The sequence below is a fragment of the Hymenobacter sp. genome (genome assembly GCF_035709525.1).
Lineage (GTDB): Bacteria > Bacteroidota > Bacteroidia > Cytophagales > Hymenobacteraceae > Hymenobacter.
Genome location: NZ_DASTEP010000194.1, coordinates 24,361 through 45,067 on the forward strand (window position 1 = coordinate 24,361; position 20,707 = coordinate 45,067).

At 63.4% G+C, this 20,707-nt stretch carries 18 protein-coding genes; 12 read left to right on the top strand and 6 right to left on the bottom strand.

All coding sequences use genetic code 11. The features are described 5' to 3' along the window. Positions 1–12 precede the first annotated feature (12 nt). The 5 genes from VFO93_RS17315 to VFO93_RS17335 all read left to right on the top strand — a co-directional run bounded on the left by VFO93_RS17315 (position 13) and on the right by VFO93_RS17335 (position 6,603). A complete protein-coding gene (locus tag VFO93_RS17315; RefSeq protein WP_325135635.1) occupies positions 13–693 on the top strand; it encodes a response regulator transcription factor in 681 nt (226 codons plus the stop codon). Then, positions 693–1,985, top strand: a complete 1,293-nt coding sequence (locus VFO93_RS17320) for a HAMP domain-containing sensor histidine kinase (RefSeq protein ID WP_325135636.1) — start codon at positions 693–695, stop codon at positions 1,983–1,985. The genes VFO93_RS17315 and VFO93_RS17320 overlap by 1 nt, the downstream gene beginning before the upstream one ends. A gap of 124 nt (positions 1,986–2,109) precedes the next feature. Beyond that, positions 2,110–3,444 carry an MFS transporter gene (locus VFO93_RS17325; protein ID WP_325135637.1) on the top strand — a complete coding sequence of 445 codons (1,335 nt, stop codon included), beginning with the start codon at positions 2,110–2,112 and terminating at the stop codon, positions 3,442–3,444. 52 nt (positions 3,445–3,496) lie between these two features. Further along, positions 3,497–4,852 (top strand): dicarboxylate/amino acid:cation symporter, encoded by a 1,356-nt coding sequence (locus VFO93_RS17330; RefSeq protein ID WP_325135638.1) that lies wholly within the window; start codon positions 3,497–3,499, stop codon positions 4,850–4,852. Between the two features lie 293 nt (positions 4,853–5,145). Next, a complete protein-coding gene (locus VFO93_RS17335; RefSeq protein WP_325135639.1) occupies positions 5,146–6,603 on the top strand; it encodes a hypothetical protein in 1,458 nt (485 codons plus the stop codon). An 84-nt stretch (positions 6,604–6,687) separates the two neighbouring features. Here the strand turns inward: VFO93_RS17335 and purH are convergent, their stop codons facing one another. Then, positions 6,688–8,232 carry a bifunctional phosphoribosylaminoimidazolecarboxamide formyltransferase/IMP cyclohydrolase gene (gene purH, locus VFO93_RS17340; RefSeq protein ID WP_325135640.1) on the bottom strand — a complete coding sequence of 515 codons (1,545 nt, stop codon included), beginning with the start codon at positions 8,230–8,232 and terminating at the stop codon, positions 6,688–6,690. A 228-nt stretch (positions 8,233–8,460) separates the two neighbouring features. On the opposite strand from purH, the gene VFO93_RS17345 reads away from it, so the two are divergent. The 3 genes from VFO93_RS17345 to VFO93_RS17355 all read left to right on the top strand — a co-directional run bounded on the left by VFO93_RS17345 (position 8,461) and on the right by VFO93_RS17355 (position 11,170). Next, positions 8,461–9,693, top strand: coding sequence for an acyl-CoA dehydrogenase family protein (locus VFO93_RS17345; RefSeq protein ID WP_325135641.1), 1,233 nt, complete (start codon positions 8,461–8,463; stop codon positions 9,691–9,693). 134 nt (positions 9,694–9,827) lie between these two features. Beyond that, positions 9,828–10,577, top strand: coding sequence for a PIG-L deacetylase family protein (locus tag VFO93_RS17350; protein WP_325135642.1), 750 nt, complete (start codon positions 9,828–9,830; stop codon positions 10,575–10,577). Then, positions 10,574–11,170 carry a class I SAM-dependent DNA methyltransferase gene (locus VFO93_RS17355; protein ID WP_325135643.1) on the top strand — a complete coding sequence of 199 codons (597 nt, stop codon included), beginning with the start codon at positions 10,574–10,576 and terminating at the stop codon, positions 11,168–11,170. Before VFO93_RS17350 ends, VFO93_RS17355 begins: the two co-directional genes overlap by 4 nt. Positions 11,171–11,316: 146 nt before the next feature. Here the strand turns inward: VFO93_RS17355 and VFO93_RS17360 are convergent, their stop codons facing one another. After that, the gene (locus VFO93_RS17360) at positions 11,317–12,804 is read right to left on the bottom strand and encodes a M28 family peptidase (RefSeq protein ID WP_414653600.1); all 1,488 of its coding nucleotides are present in this window, start codon (positions 12,802–12,804) and stop codon (positions 11,317–11,319) included. Between the two features lie 171 nt (positions 12,805–12,975). Between VFO93_RS17360 and bshA the strand changes: the two genes are divergently transcribed. After that, positions 12,976–14,115 (top strand): N-acetyl-alpha-D-glucosaminyl L-malate synthase BshA, encoded by a 1,140-nt coding sequence (bshA, locus tag VFO93_RS17365; RefSeq protein ID WP_325135645.1) that lies wholly within the window; start codon positions 12,976–12,978, stop codon positions 14,113–14,115. 74 nt (positions 14,116–14,189) lie between these two features. Here the strand turns inward: bshA and VFO93_RS17370 are convergent, their stop codons facing one another. Both VFO93_RS17370 and VFO93_RS17375 read right to left on the bottom strand, forming a co-directional pair. Further along, on the bottom strand, positions 14,190–14,720 hold the full coding sequence (locus VFO93_RS17370) for a 5' nucleotidase, NT5C type (protein ID WP_325135646.1): 531 nt from the start codon (positions 14,718–14,720) through the stop codon (positions 14,190–14,192). 82 nt (positions 14,721–14,802) lie between these two features. Next, the gene (locus tag VFO93_RS17375) at positions 14,803–15,339 is read right to left on the bottom strand and encodes a hypothetical protein (RefSeq protein WP_325135647.1); all 537 of its coding nucleotides are present in this window, start codon (positions 15,337–15,339) and stop codon (positions 14,803–14,805) included. A 207-nt stretch (positions 15,340–15,546) separates the two neighbouring features. Between VFO93_RS17375 and VFO93_RS17380 the strand changes: the two genes are divergently transcribed. Continuing rightward, positions 15,547–15,894 (top strand): HesB/IscA family protein, encoded by a 348-nt coding sequence (locus VFO93_RS17380; RefSeq protein ID WP_198988608.1) that lies wholly within the window; start codon positions 15,547–15,549, stop codon positions 15,892–15,894. A gap of 232 nt (positions 15,895–16,126) precedes the next feature. On the opposite strand, the gene VFO93_RS17385 is transcribed toward VFO93_RS17380, so the two are convergent. Next, positions 16,127–17,449 (bottom strand): DUF2254 domain-containing protein, encoded by a 1,323-nt coding sequence (locus VFO93_RS17385; protein ID WP_325135648.1) that lies wholly within the window; start codon positions 17,447–17,449, stop codon positions 16,127–16,129. A gap of 104 nt (positions 17,450–17,553) precedes the next feature. On the opposite strand from VFO93_RS17385, the gene VFO93_RS17390 reads away from it, so the two are divergent. Further along, positions 17,554–17,742 (top strand): hypothetical protein, encoded by a 189-nt coding sequence (locus VFO93_RS17390; protein ID WP_325135649.1) that lies wholly within the window; start codon positions 17,554–17,556, stop codon positions 17,740–17,742. Positions 17,743–17,895: 153 nt separating this feature from the next. Here the strand turns inward: VFO93_RS17390 and VFO93_RS17395 are convergent, their stop codons facing one another. Beyond that, entirely contained in the window at positions 17,896–18,264 is a 369-nt protein-coding gene (locus VFO93_RS17395) for a hypothetical protein (RefSeq protein ID WP_325135650.1), read from the bottom strand. 342 nt (positions 18,265–18,606) lie between these two features. On the opposite strand from VFO93_RS17395, the gene pta reads away from it, so the two are divergent. Then, positions 18,607–20,700: a phosphate acetyltransferase gene (gene pta, locus VFO93_RS17400; protein WP_325135651.1), complete on the top strand. Its 2,094-nt coding sequence runs from the start codon at positions 18,607–18,609 to the stop codon at positions 20,698–20,700. The last annotated feature ends 7 nt before the right edge of the window (positions 20,701–20,707 follow it).

Here is a 20,707-nt window from a genome sequence, read left to right on the forward strand (position 1 = left end):
GCCGCTTTTTGCATGAAGCTACTGCTAGTTGAAGACCACGCCGAGCTGGCCCGTAGCATCGCCAGCTACCTCGTGCAGGAGCACTACGTGTGCGAGGTGGCGTCGACCTTCGACCAGGCCCGCGAAAAGCTGGCGCTCTTCACCTACGACTGCGTGGTGCTGGACATGATGCTGCCCGACGGCAGCGGGCTCAACCTGCTGCGGCTGCTGCGCCAGGAAGGCAGCGAGAGCAGCGTCATCATCATTTCGGCCCAAAACAGCCTCGACCTCAAGCTGGCGGGCCTCGGCGAAGGGGCCGACGACTACATCACTAAGCCCTTTCCGCTGCCCGAGCTGCTGGCCCGCCTCAAGGCCATCATGCGCCGCCGCAGCCCGCACAAAAACAACGTCCTCACCTTCGGCGACCTTACCGCCGACCTGGAGTCGATGGAGTGCCGGGTGGCCGGCAAGCTCCTGAACCTCACCCGCAAGGAAACCAACCTGCTGCTGTATTTCATTAATAACAAGGGCCGGATGCTGACGCGGCAGGCCATCGCGGCCCACCTCTGGGGCGACTACACCGACAACCTCGACAGCGTGGACTTCGTGTACCAACACGTTAAGAACCTGCGCAAGAAAATCGTGGATGCCGGCGGGCGCGACTACATCAGCACCGTGTACGGGCTGGGCTACAAGCTCAGCGCCCCCGACTAATGAAGCTCAACTACCGCTACACGCTGGCTTACGCGCTCATCACGTTTCTGGTGCTGAGTATCGGCTTCGGCATTGTGTACGAGGCGCTTACGCGTAGCTTCCGGCAGGCGGCGCTGGCGCGGCTCGAGCACCTGCACGCGGCCACTGCGGCCGGGCTGGCCGCCGGGCGCGGCTACGTGCCGCCGGCCGCCGTGGCCGTGACGCCCGTGCCGGCCGCCCCAACCCAGCCGCGCTTGGTGCAGCAGAAGCCCGAGTGGGATGCCGCCCTGCAAGCCGAGGTAATGACCGTGCGCCTCACTACCTACGCCACGGCCGGAGGCCGCCACTACCGCCTGGCCAGCCGCCTGGCCGTGGTGGAGCCGGGGCGTACCCACCTCAGCGGGCTGGTGCTGGTTTTTGCCTGGACGTTCGTGTTTTTGCTGGCGTTGGTGGTGTTGCTGAGCGAGCTGATTTCGGGACGGATTCTGCGGCCGCTGCTGGCCACGCTGCGGGGCATCCAGCAGTTTCAGCTGGGGCAGGCCGCGCCCATCGCGCTGCCGACCACGCGCACCCAGGAGTTTCGGGAGCTCAACGAGTTTTTGGGCAGTATGACGGCGCAGGCGCAGCGCGACTACCAAGGCTTGCGCGAGTTTTCGGAAAATGCCTCGCACGAGCTGCAAACGCCGCTGGCCAGCATGAAGGCCAAGCTGGAGCTGCTCATGGACTCGCCGCTCACCGAAAGCCAGCTGCGGATGCTCACGGCCATGCACGACGAGCTGGAGCGCCTCACCAAAATAAACCAGGCCCTCACCCTGCTGGCCAAGCTGGAGCACTACCAAACCCCGCCCGACGCCCGCGCCGACCTCAGCCGCTTGGTGCTGGCCACCGAAGCCGCCTTTGCCGACCTAGCCGAGCTGAAAGACCTGCGCACCACCCGCGAGGTGGCGCCCAGCGTGGTAGTCGCCTTCGACGAATCGCTGGCCCAGTTGCTGCTCAATAATTTATTCAGCAACGCCATCCGGCACAACCTGCCGGGCGGCGAGCTGCGCCTGCGTCTCACCGCGCAGGCGCTCAGCCTCGAAAACACCGGCCGCCCGCCCACGGCCGCCCCGGCCGAGCTATTCGGCCGTTTCAAGAAGGGCAACGCCGCGCTCGACTCCATCGGCATCGGGCTGGCCATCGTTAAGCGCATCAGCGAGCTGTATGGGCACCAGGTCAGCTACACCTACGCCGAGGGCTGGCACCGGCTGGTGGTGACATTTGCGGAAACCGTGCCCCTAGCCCCCACTGAAACAGGCGGTTTTCAGCGCTAGGCGAAAATTTCATAGAAACCATAAAATTTCTTTGAAATTTCCTCAAAATTGGGTTGCTGCTTTGTAGCGAGGCTAATAGTGAGTAAGCACTTACCACCCGGCCACTCCTACCCTGCCCCACCCAATGCCCACCGCTGCCTTGCCCCTGCCTGCCACCCTCGCCCCGGCCACGCTGGCCACCGGGCAGCGGCGCGCCATCTGGAGCGCCTCGCTCAGCAGCCTGGCGCAGTGGTACGACTGGTATGCCTTTCCGGCGTTTTCGCTGTACTTCGCGGGGGCTTTTTTTCCTACTGAAGATGCTACGGCGCAGCTGCTGTATTCGGCGGGCATTTTCGCGCTGGGCTTCTTGATGCGGCCGCTAGGTAGCTGGCTGTTTGGGCGGCTGGCCGACAAGCTGGGCCGCCGGCCGTCGCTGACGCTGTCGGGGCTGCTGATGGGGCTGGGCTCGCTGCTGCTCGCCCTCACGCCTACTTACCAAACGGTGGGGCTGGTGGCCCCGGCCATGCTGCTCACGGCCCGGCTGCTGCAAGGCCTGAGCGTGGGCGGCGAGTACGGCGTGGCCGCCGCCTACCTGGCCGAAGTGGCCGGCCGCGAGCGCCGGGGCTTCTATTCCAGCTTTTTATACACTACCCTTATCGCGGCGCAGCTGCTGGCGCTGGGCGCGCAGCTGGTGTTGCAGCGGGTGCTAGTGCCGGCGCAATTGCTCGACTGGGGCTGGCGCTTGCCCTTTGTGGGTGGGGCGGTGCTGGCGGGGCTGGCCCTGTACCTGCGCGCCCGCCTGCCCGAAACCGCACCCTTCGCGGCCAGCCACCGCCTGCCCGAGGCGCGGCGCGGCAGCCTGCGGGCGCTACGGCAGCATCCGCGGGCGGTGCTGGGCGTGCTAGGCCTTACGATGGGCGGCACCCTGGCTTTCTACACCTTCACCACCTACATGCCGAAGTTTTTGGTAAATACGGCGGGGCTGCCGCAGCCCGTGGCCACGTGGGTGTGCTTTGGCTCGCTGCTGGGCTTTGGCCTGATGCAGCCGCTGTGCGGAGCGCTGGCCGACCGCATCGGGCGGCGGCCGCTGCTGCTGTTTTTTGGGGTGGCGGGGGCGCTGGGCACGGTGCCGCTGCTGGCGGCGCTGGGCCACGCACCCGGCCCCTGGGCGGCGCTGGGGCTGCTGCTGCTGGCCTTCGTGGTGGTAAGCGGCTACAGCGCCACCAACGCGCTGGTCAAGGCCGAGCTGTTTCCGGTGGGCATCCGGGCGCTGGGCATCGGGCTGCCGCACGCCGTCACGGTGGCGTTGTTTGGCGGCTCGGCCGAGTACCTGGCCCTTTGGTGCAAGCAAATCGGGCACGAAAGCTACTTTTTCTGGTACGTGGCCGGGTGCATCGGGGCCTCGCTGCCGCTACTACTGCTGCTGCCCGAAACCCGCCGCGCCTCCTGCCTCGACACCGACCCGCAGCCGGCTGCGTAGCTCACCACGGCCTCTTCTTTTCGCATCTTACCCTATCCCACCCCTCTTTCTTATGAAACGCTGGTATTCTAACCTCACCGTGCAGGTGCTCACGGCCATTGCCCTGGGCGTGCTCGTCGGCGCCCTTTTTCCCACCTTCGGCGCGGCCCTCAAGCCGGTGGCCGACACGTTTATCAGCCTCATCAAGATGCTGATTGCGCCCATCATTTTCCTGACCGTGGTTATCGGCATCGCCGGCATGGGCAGCATGAAAAAAGTGGGCCGCGTGGGCGGCAAAGCCTTGCTGTACTTCGAGATAGTAACTACCCTCGCCCTGGCCATCGGTATTGGCGTAGCCAACCTCACGCAGCCCGGCGCGGGCGTGCAAGCCACCGCCCAGGCCGTGCTCAAAGACAGCAAGAAAGCGGAAGAAGCCGCCAAATTCACCGAAAAGGCCGGCGAAATGAACTGGGTCGAATTCTTCACCCACATCGTACCCGACAACGTGGTAGGCGCCTTTGCCAAGGGCGACATCCTGCAAGTGCTGCTGTTTTCGGTGCTCTTTGGCCTGGCACTCAACCGCATGGGCCAGCTCGGCGAACCGCTGATGAAAACCTTCGACCGGCTTTCGCACGCCATGTTTGGGGTGCTGGCCATGGTGATGAAGCTGGCCCCGCTGGGCGCGTTTGGCGGCATGGCTTTCACCATCGGCAAGTATGGCATCGCTACGCTCCTGCCGCTGGCCAAGCTCATGCTGGTGGTGTACGCCACCATGTTTTTGTTCATCTTCGTCGTGCTCAACCTGATACTGCGCTACTACGGCCTGCGCCTGGGGCCGTACCTGCGCTTTATCAAGGAGGAAATTCTGCTGGTGCTCGGCACCTCGTCGTCGGAGTCGGCTTTGCCCCGCATGATTGATAAGATGGAGCGCCTGGGCTGCTCGCGCTCGGTGGCGGGCCTGGTTATTCCTACCGGCTACTCCTTCAACCTCGATGGCACGAGCATCTACCTATCCATCTCAGTTATCTTTCTGGCCCAGGCCTTTAATATCCCGCTGAGCTTTACGCAGCAGCTTACGCTGATTGCCATTCTGGTGGTGACGAGCAAGGGCGCGGCGGGCGTCACGGGCTCGGGCTTTATCGTGCTGGCCTCCACGCTGGCGGCCACCAAGGTTATCCCAGTCGAAAGCGTGGCGTTGCTGCTGGGCGTCGACCGCTTTATGAGCGAGGCCCGCGCCATCACCAACGTTATCGGCAACGGCGTGGCTACGCTGGTAATCGCCAAGAGCGAGGGCGAGTTTGACGAAACCCGCTACCAGCTGGCCCTGCAAGGCCGCTCGATACCCGAGCAGCTGCGCCCCGAGCCGGTGGCCGAGCTGCCGCTCGTGCAGGTGGCCGAGCTGCCGCTCGTGCAGGTGGCTGGGCACTAGGTTACCCTGACGTGTGCGCCTCACCCCCGGCCCCCTCTCCGAAAAGGAGAGAGGAAGCCGGACGAGTTGAGAGTTTTGAGTTGCTAGAACGGCTAACTCTTAACTCAAAACTCTTAACTCCATAAAGGCTCCCCCTCTCCTTTTCGGAGAGGGGGCCGGGGGGGGAGGCGCACACGAGCGGCGAGCATATTTTCAAAATCAAAACGGGCACTACCCATTTTTTCGGCCCCAGCCGAAAAGCAGGCCGCGCCTTGCCCCAATCTTTCTCTTCCCCACCCACTACCCTATCACTAATGAAGAGCTTTTACGGTCGCCTCCTAGCCGCTAGCTTACTACTCGCCGGTGCCGCCGCCCACGCCCAGGTGGTAGTGCCGCCCTCCACCGGCAAGGCCCCGCCGCCGGCCCCAGTGCAGCTGCCCAAGCCCACGCCGGCCCCCACCAAGTCGGCCCCCTACGCGGGCGGCATGCGCATCAGTCTCTCGCCCGACGGCTCGAAATACGTGCGCATCATGACAGCTCACCAGTTTTGGGCGCGCTACACCGAGAACAACTCCAATACCACCAACGCCAGCGAAGAGCTAGCCTACGACCAGGTCGATTTTGGCATCCGGCGCTCGCGGGTGCTGCTGGTGGCGCAGCTCAACCCGCGCTTCCTCATCATTACCCAGCTGGGTATCAACTCGCAGAGTACCATATCGGGCGGCGGGCCGGGCGAAACTACCGGGCCAGGCAAAAAGCCGGTGTTCTTCATCCACGATGCGCTGGTGGAGTACAAGGTCAATAAATACCTCAACTTCGGGGGCGGGCTGCACTACTACAACGGTATTTCGCGCCAAACCAGCTTCGCGGCCTTTTCGCTCATCGGCCTCGATGTGCCCGGCACCCAAAGCCCCAGCATCGACGCCATCGACCAGACCGGGCGCGGCCTGGGCATGTACGCCCGCGGCCGCATTAAAGGCTTTGACTACAAGCTGTCGGTCAACGACGCTTTTCGCAGCAACATCAGCAGCACGCCGGCTACCCTGACTACGGGCGTGGCGCAGTTCAACCCCCGCTCCCGTGGCCTGGTGTACCAGGGTTATTTCGACTGGGAATTTCTGGACAAGGAAGCCAACCTGGTGCCCTTCCAGGTGGGCAACTACCTGGGCGCGCGGCGGATATTCAACCTGGGCGCGGGCTTTCTCTTCTATAAAGACGGTATGTACACGCGCCCAGCGGCCAACCCTACTACGCTACCTACTAACGCGTGGACTATCCCCTATGAGAAGCAAAACCTGAGCGTGCTCTCGGCCGACTTGTTTTATGACACGCCCGTGGACACGGCCCAGCAAACGGCTTTCACCGTGTACGCCGCCGCCTACCGCTACAACATGGGCTCCAACTTTGTGCGCTACGGCGGCACCATGAACCCTGGCACAGGCTCTAACGCGCTGCGCGGCAACGCCGTGCCCCAGCTCGGCACCGGCACCGCCCAAACCATCCAGACCGGCTTTGTGCTGCCCAAGCGCCTGCTCGGCCCCAAGGTGCGCCTCCAGCCCTACGCTACCTACATCCACGGCCGCTACGATGCCGTGCGCACCAGCGACGGGGCCATCCGCGACGTGCATATTCTCGACGGCGGCGTGAACGTGCTGCTCGACGGCCACCAGGCCAAAATCACGCTTAACTACCGCGCCCGGCCCGATTTCACCGACGTCAACAACGTGCAGTACCGCCCCGAGATAACCACGCAGCTGCAAGTGATTTTGTAGGCAGCAGGTAATGTAAAAAAGGCGTTTGTCATGCTGCGCGCAGCATGACAAACGCCTTTTTAGTTTACACCAACAAACTGGCTACTAGTGCTTGAAGTGCCGCACGCCGGTCAGCACCATGGCCATGTTGCGCTCGTCGCAGGCATTGATGCTGTCCTGGTCTTTGATGGAGCCGCCGGGCTGCACCACCGCCCGAATGCCGGCCGCGCCCGCAATCTCGACGCAGTCGGGGAAGGGGAAAAACGCATCCGAGGCCATCACCGCGCCCTGGAGGTCGAAGCCGAAGCTGCCGGCCTTCTCGATGGCTTGGCGCAGGGCATCGACCCGCGAGGTCTGGCCCACGCCCGAGGCCAGCAGCTGGCCGGGGCGCGCCAGCACGATGGTGTTGCTCTTGGTGTGCTTGCAGATTTTGAGGGCAAACTCCAGCGCGGCCGTTTCCTCGGCCGTGGGGGCCGATTTGGTCACGGTGCGGAAGTCCTGGGCCGACTCGGTTTGCAGGTCGGCATCCTGCTCGATGATGCCGTTGAGCAGCGTCTTAATCTGCTTTTTGGGGAAGTCTACCGGCTTCTGGCGCAGCAGGATGCGGTTCTTTTTGCTTTGCAGAATCGCCATCGCCTCCTCGGTGAAGCCGGGCGCGATGAGCACCTCGAAGAACAACTTGTTCAGCTCCTGCGCGGTGGCTTCGTCGATGCCTTTGTTGGTGATGATGACGCCGCCGAAGGCCGAAACCGGGTCGCAGGCCAGGGCATTCATGTAGGCCGTGTGCAGGCTGTCGGCCTGGGCCACGCCGCAGGCGTTGGTGTGCTTGAGGATGGCCACGGCGGGTAGGCCCTGGGCAAACTCGCGCATGAGCTGCACGGCGGCGTCCACGTCCACAAGGTTGTTGTAGCTCAGCTGCTTGCCGTGCAGCTGGTCGAACAGCGCGTTCAGGTCGCCGTGGAAAGCACCCGCCTGGTGGGGGTTTTCACCGTAGCGGAGGGTAGTGCTTAGTGCCTTGTGCTCAGTGCCTGGAGCTTGTTTTTCGGCTTCCAGCGCCGTGCCCTGGCTCACGTACTTGGCGATTTCGGTGTCGTAGTGGCTAGTAGCCTTGAAGGCGGCCGCGGCGTACTGCTTGCGGTCGGCGAGCGTGGGCGCGCCGTTGGTGCGCTCCAGCAGTTCGGTCACGGCCTCGTACTGGTCGCGCGAGCTCACTACCAGCACGTCGCGGTAGTTTTTGGCGGCGGCGCGCAGCAGCGAGATGCCGCCGATGTCGATTTTCTCAATCACCTCCTGCTCGGGCGCGCCGCTGGCCACGGTTTCCTCAAAGGGATACAAGTCCACTACTACCAGGTCGATGGGCGGAATGCTGTGCTGCTCGGCCTGGGCCAGGTCGCCTGGCTCGTGGCGGCGGTGCAGGATGCCCCCGAACACCTTGGGGTGCAGCGTCTTCACGCGGCCGCCAAACACCTCGGGAAAGCCGGTGAGGTCTTCCACGGCCGTTACCGCAGCGCCTTGCTCTTCCAGAAATTGTTGGGTGCCGCCGGTCGAGTAGAGCGTCACGCCAAGGCGGCGCAGGGTGGAGACGAGCGGAGCCAGCCGGTCTTTGTGGTACACGGACAGCAGGGCGGCGCGAATGGGTTGGTCGGGCATGGGTAATACGGGGGCGACGAAGCGCGGGAAAGTGAAACTCGCGGGAGGCGGCCAACCCGGCGCACCGGGCGGCCTGGCCCGCAAAGGTAGCCCGCCCGGCCAGCGCCACCCAAAAGCGCGGGTGCCACCGTCCAGGTAAAACTCGCCTCCAGCAACTCCCAGGGCGTTTTTTAAGTTAAGCTAACCTCATCAGGTACTCACCCGCACCTGGTCTGGCTTTTCCTGCTCATGCTGTCCGCTACTTTTCCAACCTCCTTCCCCACCACCTCGCCGCTGGCCCTACCGCTGGGCGTGGCGTGCGCCACCTGCCCCGACGGCCCTGAAAAAGCCGTAGCCACCGCCGCCCGCCTGGCCCCGCACCTGCTAACCCAGGCCGCCGCTACCGACGAAATCGGCGGCTTTCCGACCCAGGAAATGGCTTGGCTGCGCGAATCGGGCCTGCTCACGGCCGCCCTGCCGCCCGCGCTGGGCGGCGTGGGCCTGGGCGAGCCCACGGCCGCGCTGGCGCTGCTGCAAACGCTCTACCACGTGGGGCGCGGCAACCTGGCGGTGGGCCGGCTGTTTGAGGGCCACGTCAATGCGCTGCTCTTGATTCAGCGCTTTGGCAAGCCCGCGCAGGTGGCGCGCTTTGCGGCCGATGCACGGGCCGGGCACGTGTTTGGGGTTTGGAACACCGAAAACCCAACCCACGGCGTGCGGCTGGAGTATTTGGCCGATGGCCGCTACCGCCTGCACGGGGCCAAAACCTTCGCCTCGGGGGCGGGCCACATCACGCGGCCCTTGCTTACGGGCGCGCTGCCCGGCCAACACGGTTGGCAGATGCTGGTGCTACCCGCCGACGAGCAGCGGCCCCGGCTAGACCGCAGCTTCTGGCGGCCGCTAGGCATGCGCGCTACGGCCAGCTTTCTGGCCAATCTTGAGCGCCTCGAAATCGACGCGGATTGCCTGCTGGGACAGCCCAATGACTACTACCAGCAGCCGTGGTTTGGGGGCGGCGCGGCGCGCTTCGCGGCGGTGCAACTGGGCGGCGCGGCGGCCGTGCTTGATGAAACGCGCCGCTTTTTGCGCAGCCTGGGCCGCACCGATGACCCCTACCAGCGCCAGCGCCTGGGCGAAATGCTGACTATGCACCAAAGCGGCCAGCTGTGGCTGCAAGGCGCGGCCAGCCAGGTAGTGCTACCCGTGCAGCCCGGCGCTCAGCCCACGCCCGCCCAGGCCACCGCCGTCACCACCTACGCCAACCTGATGCGGACGGCTACCGAGGAAATCTGCCTGCGCACCTTGCAGCTGGCCGAGCGCGCGGTGGGCGCGCGCGGGCTGCTCCAGCCCGAGCCCTTCGAGCGCCTGCACCGCGACCTCACGCACTACCTGCGCCAGCCCGCGCCCGACGCCATTCTGGCCGAGGCTGGCCGCCTCGCGCTAGATTCGGATAAGCCGAGCTACGAGCTGTGGGGCGCGTAACGCCAAGCTCCCGCTTGGCGAGCGAGCGCAGCGAGCAGTGGCGTGCGCTAACGCCTGCCAGGTAAAAATATTCCTTACTAAACGCAGCTGTTCGCTGCGCTCACTCGCCAAGCCGGAGCTTGGCGTTACCCCGAATGTCCGACTCGCCTTTTCTTTCCTACCCACTGCGCCCAGCCAGCTACGCCGCCAGCCTCGGCCCCACCGTGGTAGTAGTGCCCCACCCCGACGATGAGGCCCTGGGCTGCGGCGGCCTGCTGGCGCTGCTGCGCCAGGCCGGCCAGCCCGTGGCCGCCGTGCTCGTGAGCGACGGCAGCATGTCGCACCCGCACTCGCAGGAGTTTTCGGCCGGGGCGCGGCGCGAGCTGCGCTATGCCGAGTTTCGCCACGCGCTCAGCGTATTAGGCGTCGATGAAAGCGACGCCAACGTGCGCTACCTGCACCAGCCCGACAGCCGTGTGCCCACCGAAGGCCAGCCCGGCTTTGCCGAGGCGGCCGGGCAGCTGGCGGCTTTTATCAGCGAAAAGCAGCCGGCCACCGTGCTGGTGCCCTGGCGGCGCGACCCCCACCCCGACCACCGCGCCACCAGCCAGCTGGTGGCCGCCGCGCTGGCGCAGCTGCCGCAGCCCCCGCGCCGCCTCGAATACGTAGTGTGGGCCTGGGAGCGCGCCGCCCCCGACGACCTGCCCCAGCCCGGCGAAGGCACTGGCTTTCAGCTCGACATTGGGCCCGTGCTAGCGCTCAAGCAGCGCGCCATCGCGGCCCACCGCTCGCAGCTCGCGCCCGGCATCATCACCGACGACCCCAGCGGTTTTTTGTTGTCCGAAGGGATGCTGGCTCACTTTGCCCACCCCGCCGAGTCCTTTATTGAAGCTTCGCAGCCATGAACCAAAACCAGCCCAACACCCTGCCGCCCGACTACTTCGATGACGTGTACCGGGCCAACGACGACCCTTGGCAGTTTGCCAGCAGCCCCTACGAGCGCGGCAAATACGCCGCCACACTGGCCGCGCTGCCGCGCGAACGCTACGAGCGGGCGTTTGAGATTGGGGGTTCCATTGGGGTGCTCACGGCGCAGTTGGCTTCGCGCTGCGGCCACCTGCTGAGCGTGGACGTGAGCGAGGCCGCCCTCAGCCAGGCCCGGCTGCGCTGCGCTAATCTGCCGCAGGTAGAAATCAAAAAAATGCAGATACCGAACGAGTTTCCCGCAGGGCAGTTCGATTTGATTCTGGTATCGGAAGTGGGCTACTACCTCGCGCCACCCGACCTGGCCCGCGCCGCCGACCAAATGCTTGCCGGCCTGACTACGGGCGGCCAGCTACTGCTGGTGCACTGGACGCCCGTAGTGCACGACTACCCCCAGACGGGCGACGAGGTGCACGAATTTTTTCTGGCCAAAGCGCAGCCCGGCGGCCCGCTGCGCCACCTGCTGGGCCAGCGCCAGAACAAGTACCGGCTTGACTTGCTGGAGAAGGTGTAGCGCTGGCTACTCCCGAAAAGCGTTTGTCATGCTGAACGCAGTGAAGCATCTCTACCGCACCATTGTTGACGACTCAACGGTGCGGTAGAGATGCTTCACTGCGTTCAGCATGACAGTCGTTTTTTGACTTGCTACAAGTCCGTCGCTTATCGCTCTAGCTTGAAATCCTTGTCTCGCGCCGGTGGTGCGGGGCGGTTGGCCACTGCCCAGCCGGTGAGGTACATCCAGCGCGTCATTTTGGTGAGCTTGGGGTAGTCGATGCGCTCGCGCTCGTCGCGGGGGGTGTGGTAGTCGGGGTGCAGCACGGTGGTGTAGCTGAGCGCCGGGATGCCCAGGCGCGCATAAGGCAGGTTGTCGGAGCGGAAAAACCAGCCCTCGGGGTGGTCGGGGCGGTCCCAGAGGGTATCGAGCTTGAACTGCGGCCCGCGCTGGTTGGCGGCCAGGGCGATGGTGACTAGGTCGAGCGAATTGCGGTGCGGGCGCTGGCGGCCGAGCAGCGAGGCGCTGTCGGGGGCGTTGCGGCCCATCATTTCGGCATTGAGCACGGCCACAATATTGCCCTCGCCCACCGTGGGGTGCGCCGAGTAGTAGCGCGAGCCCAGCAGCCCGCGCTCCTCCGCGCCCTGGAAGGCAAACAGCGCCGAGCGCTTGCCGGGCTTTTGCTTGAAGGCGCGCATGATGGCCAGCACCGCCGAGCAGCCGGTGGCGTTGTCGTCGGCCCCGTTATAAATGGAGTCGCCGGCCACGGCCTCGCGCACGCCATCGTGGTCTTGGTGCGTGCCGAAAAGCACGTACTGGCTTTTGAGCTGCGCGTCGGTGCCGGGTATTTTGGCCAGCACGTTCACCGAAGGATACTTAAAGGTTTCGGTGCGCAGGTCGGCTACCAGCTGCTGGCCGGGCTGTTGCGCCCAGCTCAACGCATTGGCGGGCAGCCAGATGGTGGGCACGGGGGCGGTTATTTTTAGATTGGGGCCGCCGGGCAGGTCGTAGCGGCCGCGCTCGTAGGTGTGGCCCCAGTGCTCGTACACGGCCTGGGCGCGGGCATCGCCCACGAAGACGACGGCCACCGCGCCGGCCTTGGCCAGCTCGGCCGTGCGGTCGCGCAGCGTGGCCACCAAAAAGCGCCGGAAGCTGAGGCCAGCCGGCACGTCGCCCGAAAATTGCAGCGCCACGACCTTGCCTTTTACGTCGGCTTTGGCCAGCTCGGCGGCGGTGCCGGTGCCCACCCACACCAAGGGCGCGTTCACGCTGGCCGTGAGGGGCGCGAACACAATGGCGTCGTGGTTGGGCACCAGCTTGCGGCTGCCAATGCTAAGCTGGCTGCTATTGGTGAGGCGCAGGCGCTGAATCTCGAAAAACTGGAAGTACGTGCCATCGTCGCCGGCCGGCTGCGCGCCGATGGCGCGGGCCTGCTCGGCCAGCCACGCCGAGGCGCGCAGCTCGTCGAGCGTGCCGGCTTCGCGGCCGCGGTAGTGGTCGGCGGCCAGCGCGTAGAGGTCTTTTTTAATGTCGCTTTCGCGGATAGCGGCGCGGGCATCGGTGGTGGTAGCAGGCTTGGCGGGCGCGGGCTTGCGCTGGGCCTGGGCGGCGAGCGGCAGCGCCAGGGCGGCGAGGGCGTAGAGCGTATTCTTCATCATTATTTCTTAACGCAAGGGTTCGCAAGGTAAAAAGAGGTTTCGCTAGGTTTACAGCCCCGACCTGCTGGGCGGCGAGGCCTTGCAGAACCTCTTTTTACCTCGCGAAACCTTGCGCTGCTAACATCTGCCGAGCTATTCGGTTAGCCCCTCGCCTACTTTTCCCCTTCCATGAACATCGGCATTGTCTGTTATCCCACTTTTGGCGGCTCCGGCGTGGTAGCCACCGAGCTGGGCAAAGCCCTGGCCCAGCGCGGCCATCGGGTGCATTTCATCACCTACAGCCAGCCGGTGCGGCTCGATTTCTTCAACGAAAACGTGTTTTACCACGAGGTGTACGTGCCCACGTACCCGCTCTTTCAGTTTCCGCCCTACGAGTCGGCGCTGGCCAGCAAGATGGTGGACATCGTGCAAAACGAAAAGCTCGACGTGCTGCACGTGCACTACGCCATTCCGCACGCCTCGGCGGCATATTTGGCCAAGCAGATTCTGCGCTCGCGGGGCATCACGGTGCCGGTGGTGACCACGCTGCACGGCACCGACATCACGCTCGTGGGCAAGGATGCCAGCTACGAGCCGGTGGTCACGTTCAGCATCAACCAGAGCGACGGCGTCACGTCGGTGTCCGACGATTTGCGGCGCGAAACCTACGAGTACTTTCCGGTCGAGCACAAGATTGAGGTGATTCCTAACTTCATCGACCTCAGCCGCTTCAAGAAGCAGAACAAGGACCACTTCCGCACGGCCATCGCGCCCGAGGGCGAGAAAATCCTCATCCACACCAGCAACTTCCGCACCGTGAAGCGGGTCGAAGACGTGCTGCGCATTTTCTGCGGCGTGCGCCAGGCTATCCCCGCCAAACTGCTGCTGGTGGGCGACGGCCCCGACCGCTCGCGCATGGAAAAACTGGCCCGCGACCTCGACTGCCAGCGCGACGTGCGCTTCCTGGGCAAGCTCGAAGCCGTGGAGGAAGTCCTCAGCGTGGGCGACCTGTTTTTGATGCCCTCCGAAAACGAGAGCTTCGGCCTCGCCGCCCTCGAAGCCATGGCCTGCGAAGTGCCCGTAGTAAGCACCAACGCCGGCGGCATCCCCGAGCTCAACGTGCACGGCGTGACCGGGATGCTGAGCAACATCGGCGACGTGGAAGACATGGTCAGCAATGCCCTCTACGTGCTTGATGATGAGAACCTGCCGCGCTTCAAGGCCGCCGCGCTGGCGCGGGCCGAGGAATTTGCCGTGGGCAACATCGTGCCGCTGTATGAGCAGTGCTACGAGCGCGCCGGGCAGCTGGCGCTGCAAAATGTAGGGTAAGCTTTAGCTTGCCAGCGCGCAGCGCATCAGGCGCGTTGCGCTGCGCGCTGCGCGCTGGCAAGCTAAAGCTTACCCTACAGCAGAATCTCCGCTACCTCCTGCCAGCTATGCACGCGGCGGTAGCGCGTTTCGAGCGCGTTGTGCGGCGCGTCGAACAGCAGGCCCTCGCCCCGAAAGCCGTCGAAATTGTAGGCGTTGTCGTCGATGAGGTAGTCGGCGTTGAGGATGCTTTTGTCGCCGCAAAACACAAAGTTGCGCCAGGGCAGAAACGGGAAATGCCGCTGGAGCCACTGGTACTTGTCGAGAAAGGAATTGTGAAACTCCATCGCGGCGGTGGCGATGAACACCTCGTATTTCTCAGTTAACGCCTTGACTACCTGCTGGCTGTCTTTGATAACAGGCAGGTCGCGGAAGAAGCCTTCGGTGTTGGGGTAGGCGCGCAGGGCGGGCTGGTGCTCGGGCGCCACTACGTCGCGCGGGTTTTTGCCGCGCATGGCCTCCAGTGTTAATTCCAGTTGAAAATCGCGGCCGTACCACTCCTGAAAGCGGGCGATGGAGTCGGCCATGACCTCGTCCATGTCGATGGCAATGCGTTGTTTGGGCATAAGGTCGGTTATAAATGCAAACTGCCGGATTAACCACTGACACATCAGTTGGTTAACCCGGCAGCGCTGGGGTAGCAATTTCTTAAAACAGCCGGGCGGCTTCCTGCTTCACCACGGCCAGGGCCTGGGCGGTAGGGTCGGCGGCATCAGTCATGAGGCCTTCCAGGATGCGCTTGGCCAGCTCGGTGCCGCGCAGCTGCTGGGGGTTGGCGAGGCCGTGAAAGGCGCGGTTTATCATCGTGAGCACGTTTTCCTTGGCCTGCTTTATCTGGTCCCAGGCCTCGGGGGTGATGTAGAGCTGCTGCGCGAGGTTGTGCTCATACTCGGCCCGGATTTCCTGAATCAGCAGGCGGTGGTAGTCGGCCGCCGTTTGGCCGCCGCTGCCCAGGCGCACCAAGATGTTGTTGGGCGCGATGCGCTCCAGAAACAGCGTCATGCGCTCGTAGGCTTGCAGGCGCAGCGGCAGGGTGGTTTTGGTGGTGTCGAGGCGCAGCTCGATGAGGCGGCGCTGCTGGTCTTTTTCGAGGTACTGGCGGAAAAGCAGGTAGATGGCCCCGGCCACGATAATAGCCGGCAGGATAGTTTTGAGCAGGTCGAAGAGGTAGGTGGTGCTGTCCATTGAAAATGTGCGGTAAGCTTCAGCTTGCCGGAAAACGAGTAAACTTGAAATAGCCGTATGAAGTGGCAAGCTAAAGCTTACCCTACATTTCACCCAACATTTCGACCGTGAACCAGCGGCCTGCTTCCTCTGTTTCACTCCTGCGCAAGCGCTTGGCGCGGACGTATATTTGTGTTACCGCTGAGTTCATTTTAAATCAAAACTGCTATGGCTATCGCCACTCAAGTTGCGCCTATCGGCCTCACGCCCCGCGCTTTAGTCGAAGTTAAGAATATCATCCAGGAAAAGAACGTGCCCGCCGACTACGGCCTGCGCATCGGGGTGCAGGGCGGCGGCTGCTCGGGCATGAGCTACCTGCTGGGCTTTGATAAAGCCAAGGACAACGACGAAATCTACGACCTCGACGGCGTGCAGCTCATCATGGATAAGAAGCACGCCATGTACGTGCTGGGCATGGAAGTTGACTTTCAGGATGGCCTCAACGCCCGCGGCTTTACGTTTAATAACCCCCAGGCTAAGAGCACCTGCGGCTGCGGCTCGTCATTTTCGGCGTAAGCACGGTTGTTTTTTGAGTTTGAAGTGGAGAGCCCCGGCCGTGCCGGGGCTTTCTGTCTTTTGGGGGATTAGCCATCCTCACGCGGGAACCTCACCCCCCGGCCCCCTCTCCAAAAAAGAGGGGGAGCCGACCGCTAGCGGACGTGAGCCAACATCAAAAAGGCGTCCGGCTCCCCCTCTTTTTTGGAGAGGGGGCCGGGGGGTGAGGTTCCCGCGCCAGGGCGGCTACTACCTAGCTCAACAAGTCGCCGCGCAGCTCCCGGTACCGCTGCCGAATCTGCTCCAACTCGTAGCTAGCCGTAATATTCTCCTCAGCCGCCGCTAAGGCCAAATCAGCCTGCTGGCCGATAACGCGATGATAATCGGGCCGGCGCGTGCGCTGGGCCACGGTGTGCAGCGCCACCAGCAATCGCATATAAATCGCCTCATCTACCAGCGCGTTGGTCCGAACCTGGTCGAAGGCAGTAGCAAGGTAGCTGGCAAAATCGGGCCGCTGGGCGATAACGCGCACCTGCCCGCCTTCGGCGCGCACAGGGCTGCCGAGGTCGCGCCCGGCCAGCAACGCCAGCAGCGAGCCCAGCCGGTCGATGCACAGCACGGCCGTGCTGGTATCGTTGATGCCCGGCGAAAGGGCTTTTAGGGCAATATCCACCAGTTGGCGAATGCCGAAACCCGCATCCTGGTCGAGCGTGCGCTGGTTGCCGATGCTGTAGCAGTCGTTGAGGCGCTTGGCTACGTCCTGGTCGGGCAAGGCATTGCCTACCTCGTAGCCCGCCACCGACACCAGCGCCGAGCCTTTGGTGACGTAGCTGCCGATGGCGTATTCCATCCGCACCACGCCGTTGGCCTCCTGGGCGAAAGCCAGCAGCGCTTCTTCATCGATACCCTGGATGTAGCCCGACTCGCGCGCCGCGATGGGCACCCAGCGCAGCGCGGGGCCGGCCGTGAGGTCGGCCTCCTCGGCGGGGGTAGCGGCTTCGCCCAGCTCCTTCGGAAACAGCTTGTCGAATATCTTCTCGGTTTCGTGGGCCGCGCCGCCTATCACGTTGGCCGCCTGGATGGACGAGGCAATGTGGTGGATGAAGAATATCAGCATCCCGATGCTCACCAGCGCCAGCAGCAGCCCGAAGGCCACCGCCAGGCTGGGCACAAACACGCGCTCGTCGCCGCCCCGGATGGTGCGCAGCACCACCAGGCAATACACGAAAATACTGACGAAGAAGCCCATCACCACCTGGTTGGGGCGGTCGCGCATGAAATTGCGCAGCAGCCGCGAGGTGTACTGGCTCGACACCTGCGCCAGCGTAGACAGCGTGAGCGAGAAGATGAGGCCGGCCACCGTTATCATGGAGCCGGCGATGGACGAGAGCATGCCGCGCGCGCCATCGGCCCCGGCCCCGAACAGCAGCGGGTGCCGCTTGGTCCACTCGTGGCCGATGCTGTCGTCGAGGTGCACCAGGAAATAGGCGGCCACAATAGCGCCCAGCACCATCAGGCTGGGCACAAACCACAGGCTGGAATTGAGGTCCAGCCACCAGCGTTGGAGGCGGCTCATGCGGCGGGGCGGGAGGTGAAGGCAGCGTTTAACATCAAAAAACCGTAGGTAGCTTCTGCCCCGGCCTACGCTACGGCTCACCTTTTGTTTATTTTCCCCTCCGCATGGACATCAAGTATCTCTCCGACGCCAAAGGCACCATCACGGGCGTGTTCCTCCCCATCGAAGACTGGGAGCGCCTCAAAAAGCAATACAATATCGTGGAAAACGCGCCCGCCGAATCGGGTGCCAAGCTGCAAAAAGGGCTGGGCGATGCGCTGAAAAAGGCGGGGCTGGACGAGGCGGGCGAGTGAAGAAATTGTAAAACGGGTCATGCTGAACGCAGTGAAGCATCTCTACCGCACGTCAGACGAATTCGAACGGTGCGGCAGAGATGCTTCACTGCGTTCAGCATGACACTCGTTCACAGAACTTTTAGGCAAATTAATTCTTAAAAAACCGCTTGCTCAACCATACCGAAAGAACACGGTACGGCTGCCTTTGCTTTTAGCATATTCCAGGAAGCTCTTGAAGTTGCGAAGGTCTTGCCTAAAGTTGTCGTGGGTATATCCTCCGCCTATTTCAAGAATAAAATCAGCAAAATAGATGTCCCTGCCTAGCGTATCGTAGGAGGTTGGCTGCAAGCGGGCAGCCAACTCCGTTAGTGACGTGAGTTGAACTAATAGCTGCGTAATAGCTTCATAAACAATCGCTAGGTTACCATCCAGCCGGGCATTGTTAGCAGTAGTCCGTGCTTGCATACGATTCCGTTCTTCTTCACTTTCTGCAAACTCCAACTCTTCGGCCAAGTCAATTTCTTCCCGATAATTTTCCATATCGTAAATCGACGACACATCTACGCCTGTTAGCCGGCCTATCTGGTCAAGCTCAGGCTCCTCATCTGTCACGCCGGGGCGACATATCAGGTAGCAGAACGTGCGGCTAAGACTGTGACGGCGATAATTTTCTTCGTCATAGTCAAGCTCTTCTTGGTTAGGAGTACAGAGGAATATATCAAGTCCTATACAATCGGCTGTGGCGTTGAGTGATACTATAGGCAGCTAAGCTACTGTACGCAGTAGCATTCTGCCAACCATCTAAATGCTTTGAGGCTTACTTAAACACTTTTGCTAGGATTTTACCCCAAACCCCGCGCCCGCGCCTACGTTTACCCCCGCATGACAAAAGCCGTTTTCATTGCCACCGCCGAGCCCTACAGCGGCAAGTCGCTCGTGCTGCTGGGGCTGGTGAATATGCTACTCGGGCAGGCCCGCCGGGTGGGTTATTTCAAGCCCATTATCGACCACGACCCGGCCACCGAAACCGACTCGCGGCTGGCCACCATCACGAGCTACTTCAAGCTGGCGCTGCCCCCGGCCGATACCTACGCCTACACCCGCCCCGAGGCCCTGCGCCTGCTCGAAACCGGCGCGCAGGGCGAGCTCATTGACACGGTTATCCGCAAGTTCAAGCACTGCGAAGACACCTACGATTTTACGGTGGTGGAGGGCAGCGACTTCGTGGGCACGGGCACGGCCATCGAGTTCGACGCCAACCTCTCGATTGCCAAAAACCTGGGCGTGCCGGTCATTTTGGTGGTGTCGGGCGAGGGCAAAAGCACGGCCCAGGTCGTGAGCTCGGTACTGACGCTGCTCCGCAATTTCGAGGCCCGCGAGGTGCCGGTGCTGCTGGCCGTGGCCAACCGCATTGCCCCGGCGCAGGTCGAGGATGTGCGCGAGTTGCTGCGCGCCCAATTGCCAGCCGAGGTACTACTGGCCGTAGTGCCGCAAGATGCTAACCTGCTGCACCCCACCATGCGCGAGATTCAGGCTGGGCTGGGGGCCAAGGTGCTGTTTGGCGAAAGCGGGCTGGGCAACCAGGTCGATAACTACGTCATCGGGGCGATGCAGGTGCCCAACTTCCTCAACTACCTCAAGGAAAACGTCTTAATCGTGACGCCCGGCGACCGGGGTGACATCATCGTGTGTGCCTTGCAGGCCCACCAGTCGGTCAGCTACCCCCGCGTGGCGGGCATCGTGCTCTCGACCGGCTCGGAGCCCGACGAGCCCGTGCGCCGCCTGCTCGAAGGCCTGCCCAACGTGGTGCCCATCCTGGGGGTGCCCACCGGCACCTTCGAAACCACGACCCGCGTGGGGGCCATCCGCTCGCGCATCACGCCCGACAATCCGAAGAAAATTCAGCTGGCTATCAGCACCTTCGAGCGCTACGTGGAGGTGCGGGCGTTGGAGGAAAAGCTCGTCAGCTTCCAGCCGGAGGGCCTTACGCCGCACATGTTTCAGTACCGGCTGCTGCAATGGGCCAAGCGCCAGCGCCGCCACATCGTGCTGCCCGAGGGCAACGACGACCGCATCCTGCGGGCGGCGGCCCTGCTGCTGCACCAAGACATCGTGGACCTCACCATCCTGGGCGACCCGGCGCAGGTGGCGGCGTCCATCAAGCGCCTGGGCCTCAATATGCCTGCTGAGCACCTGCGCATCGTGGACCCCGTAAATTCGGCGCAGTATGCCGACTACGTGGAGACGTTTTATGAGCTGCGCAAAACCAAGGGCGTCAACCAGGACATGGCCCGCGACCTGCTGCGCGACGTGTCGTATTTCGGCTCGATGATGGTGTACAAGGGCCACGCCGACGGCATGGTGTCGGGGGCGGTGCACACCACGCAGCACACCATTCGGCCGGCGTTGCAGTTCATCAAAACCAAGCCCGGCGTGTCGGTGGTATCATCGGTATTCTTCATGTGCCTGCCCGACCGCGTGGCCGTGTTCGGCGACTGCGCCGTGAACCCCAACCCCACCGCCGAGCAGCTGGCCGAAATCGCCATCTCGTCGGCCGAAAGCAGCCGCGCCTTCGGCATCGAGCCGCGGGTAGCCATGCTCTCCTACTCGTCGGGCACCTCCGGCGCGGGCGCCGATGTCGAGAAGGTGCGCCAGGCCACCGAGTTGGTGCGCCAGTTGCGCCCCGACCTCAAAGTGGAAGGCCCCATCCAGTACGACGCCGCCGTGGACCCGCTGGTGGGCCGCCAGAAGCTGCCCGATTCGGAGGTGGCCGGTCAGGCCAGCGTGCTCATCTTCCCCGACCTCAACACCGGCAACAACACCTACAAAGCCGTGCAGCGCGAAACGGGCGCGCTAGCGATAGGGCCGGTTTTGCAGGGCTTGAATAAGCCGGTGAATGACTTGAGCCGCGGGTGTACGGTGGACGATGTCTTTAATACGGTGGTGATTACGGCCATTCAGAGCCAGCAGGGGTAGTAGTTTA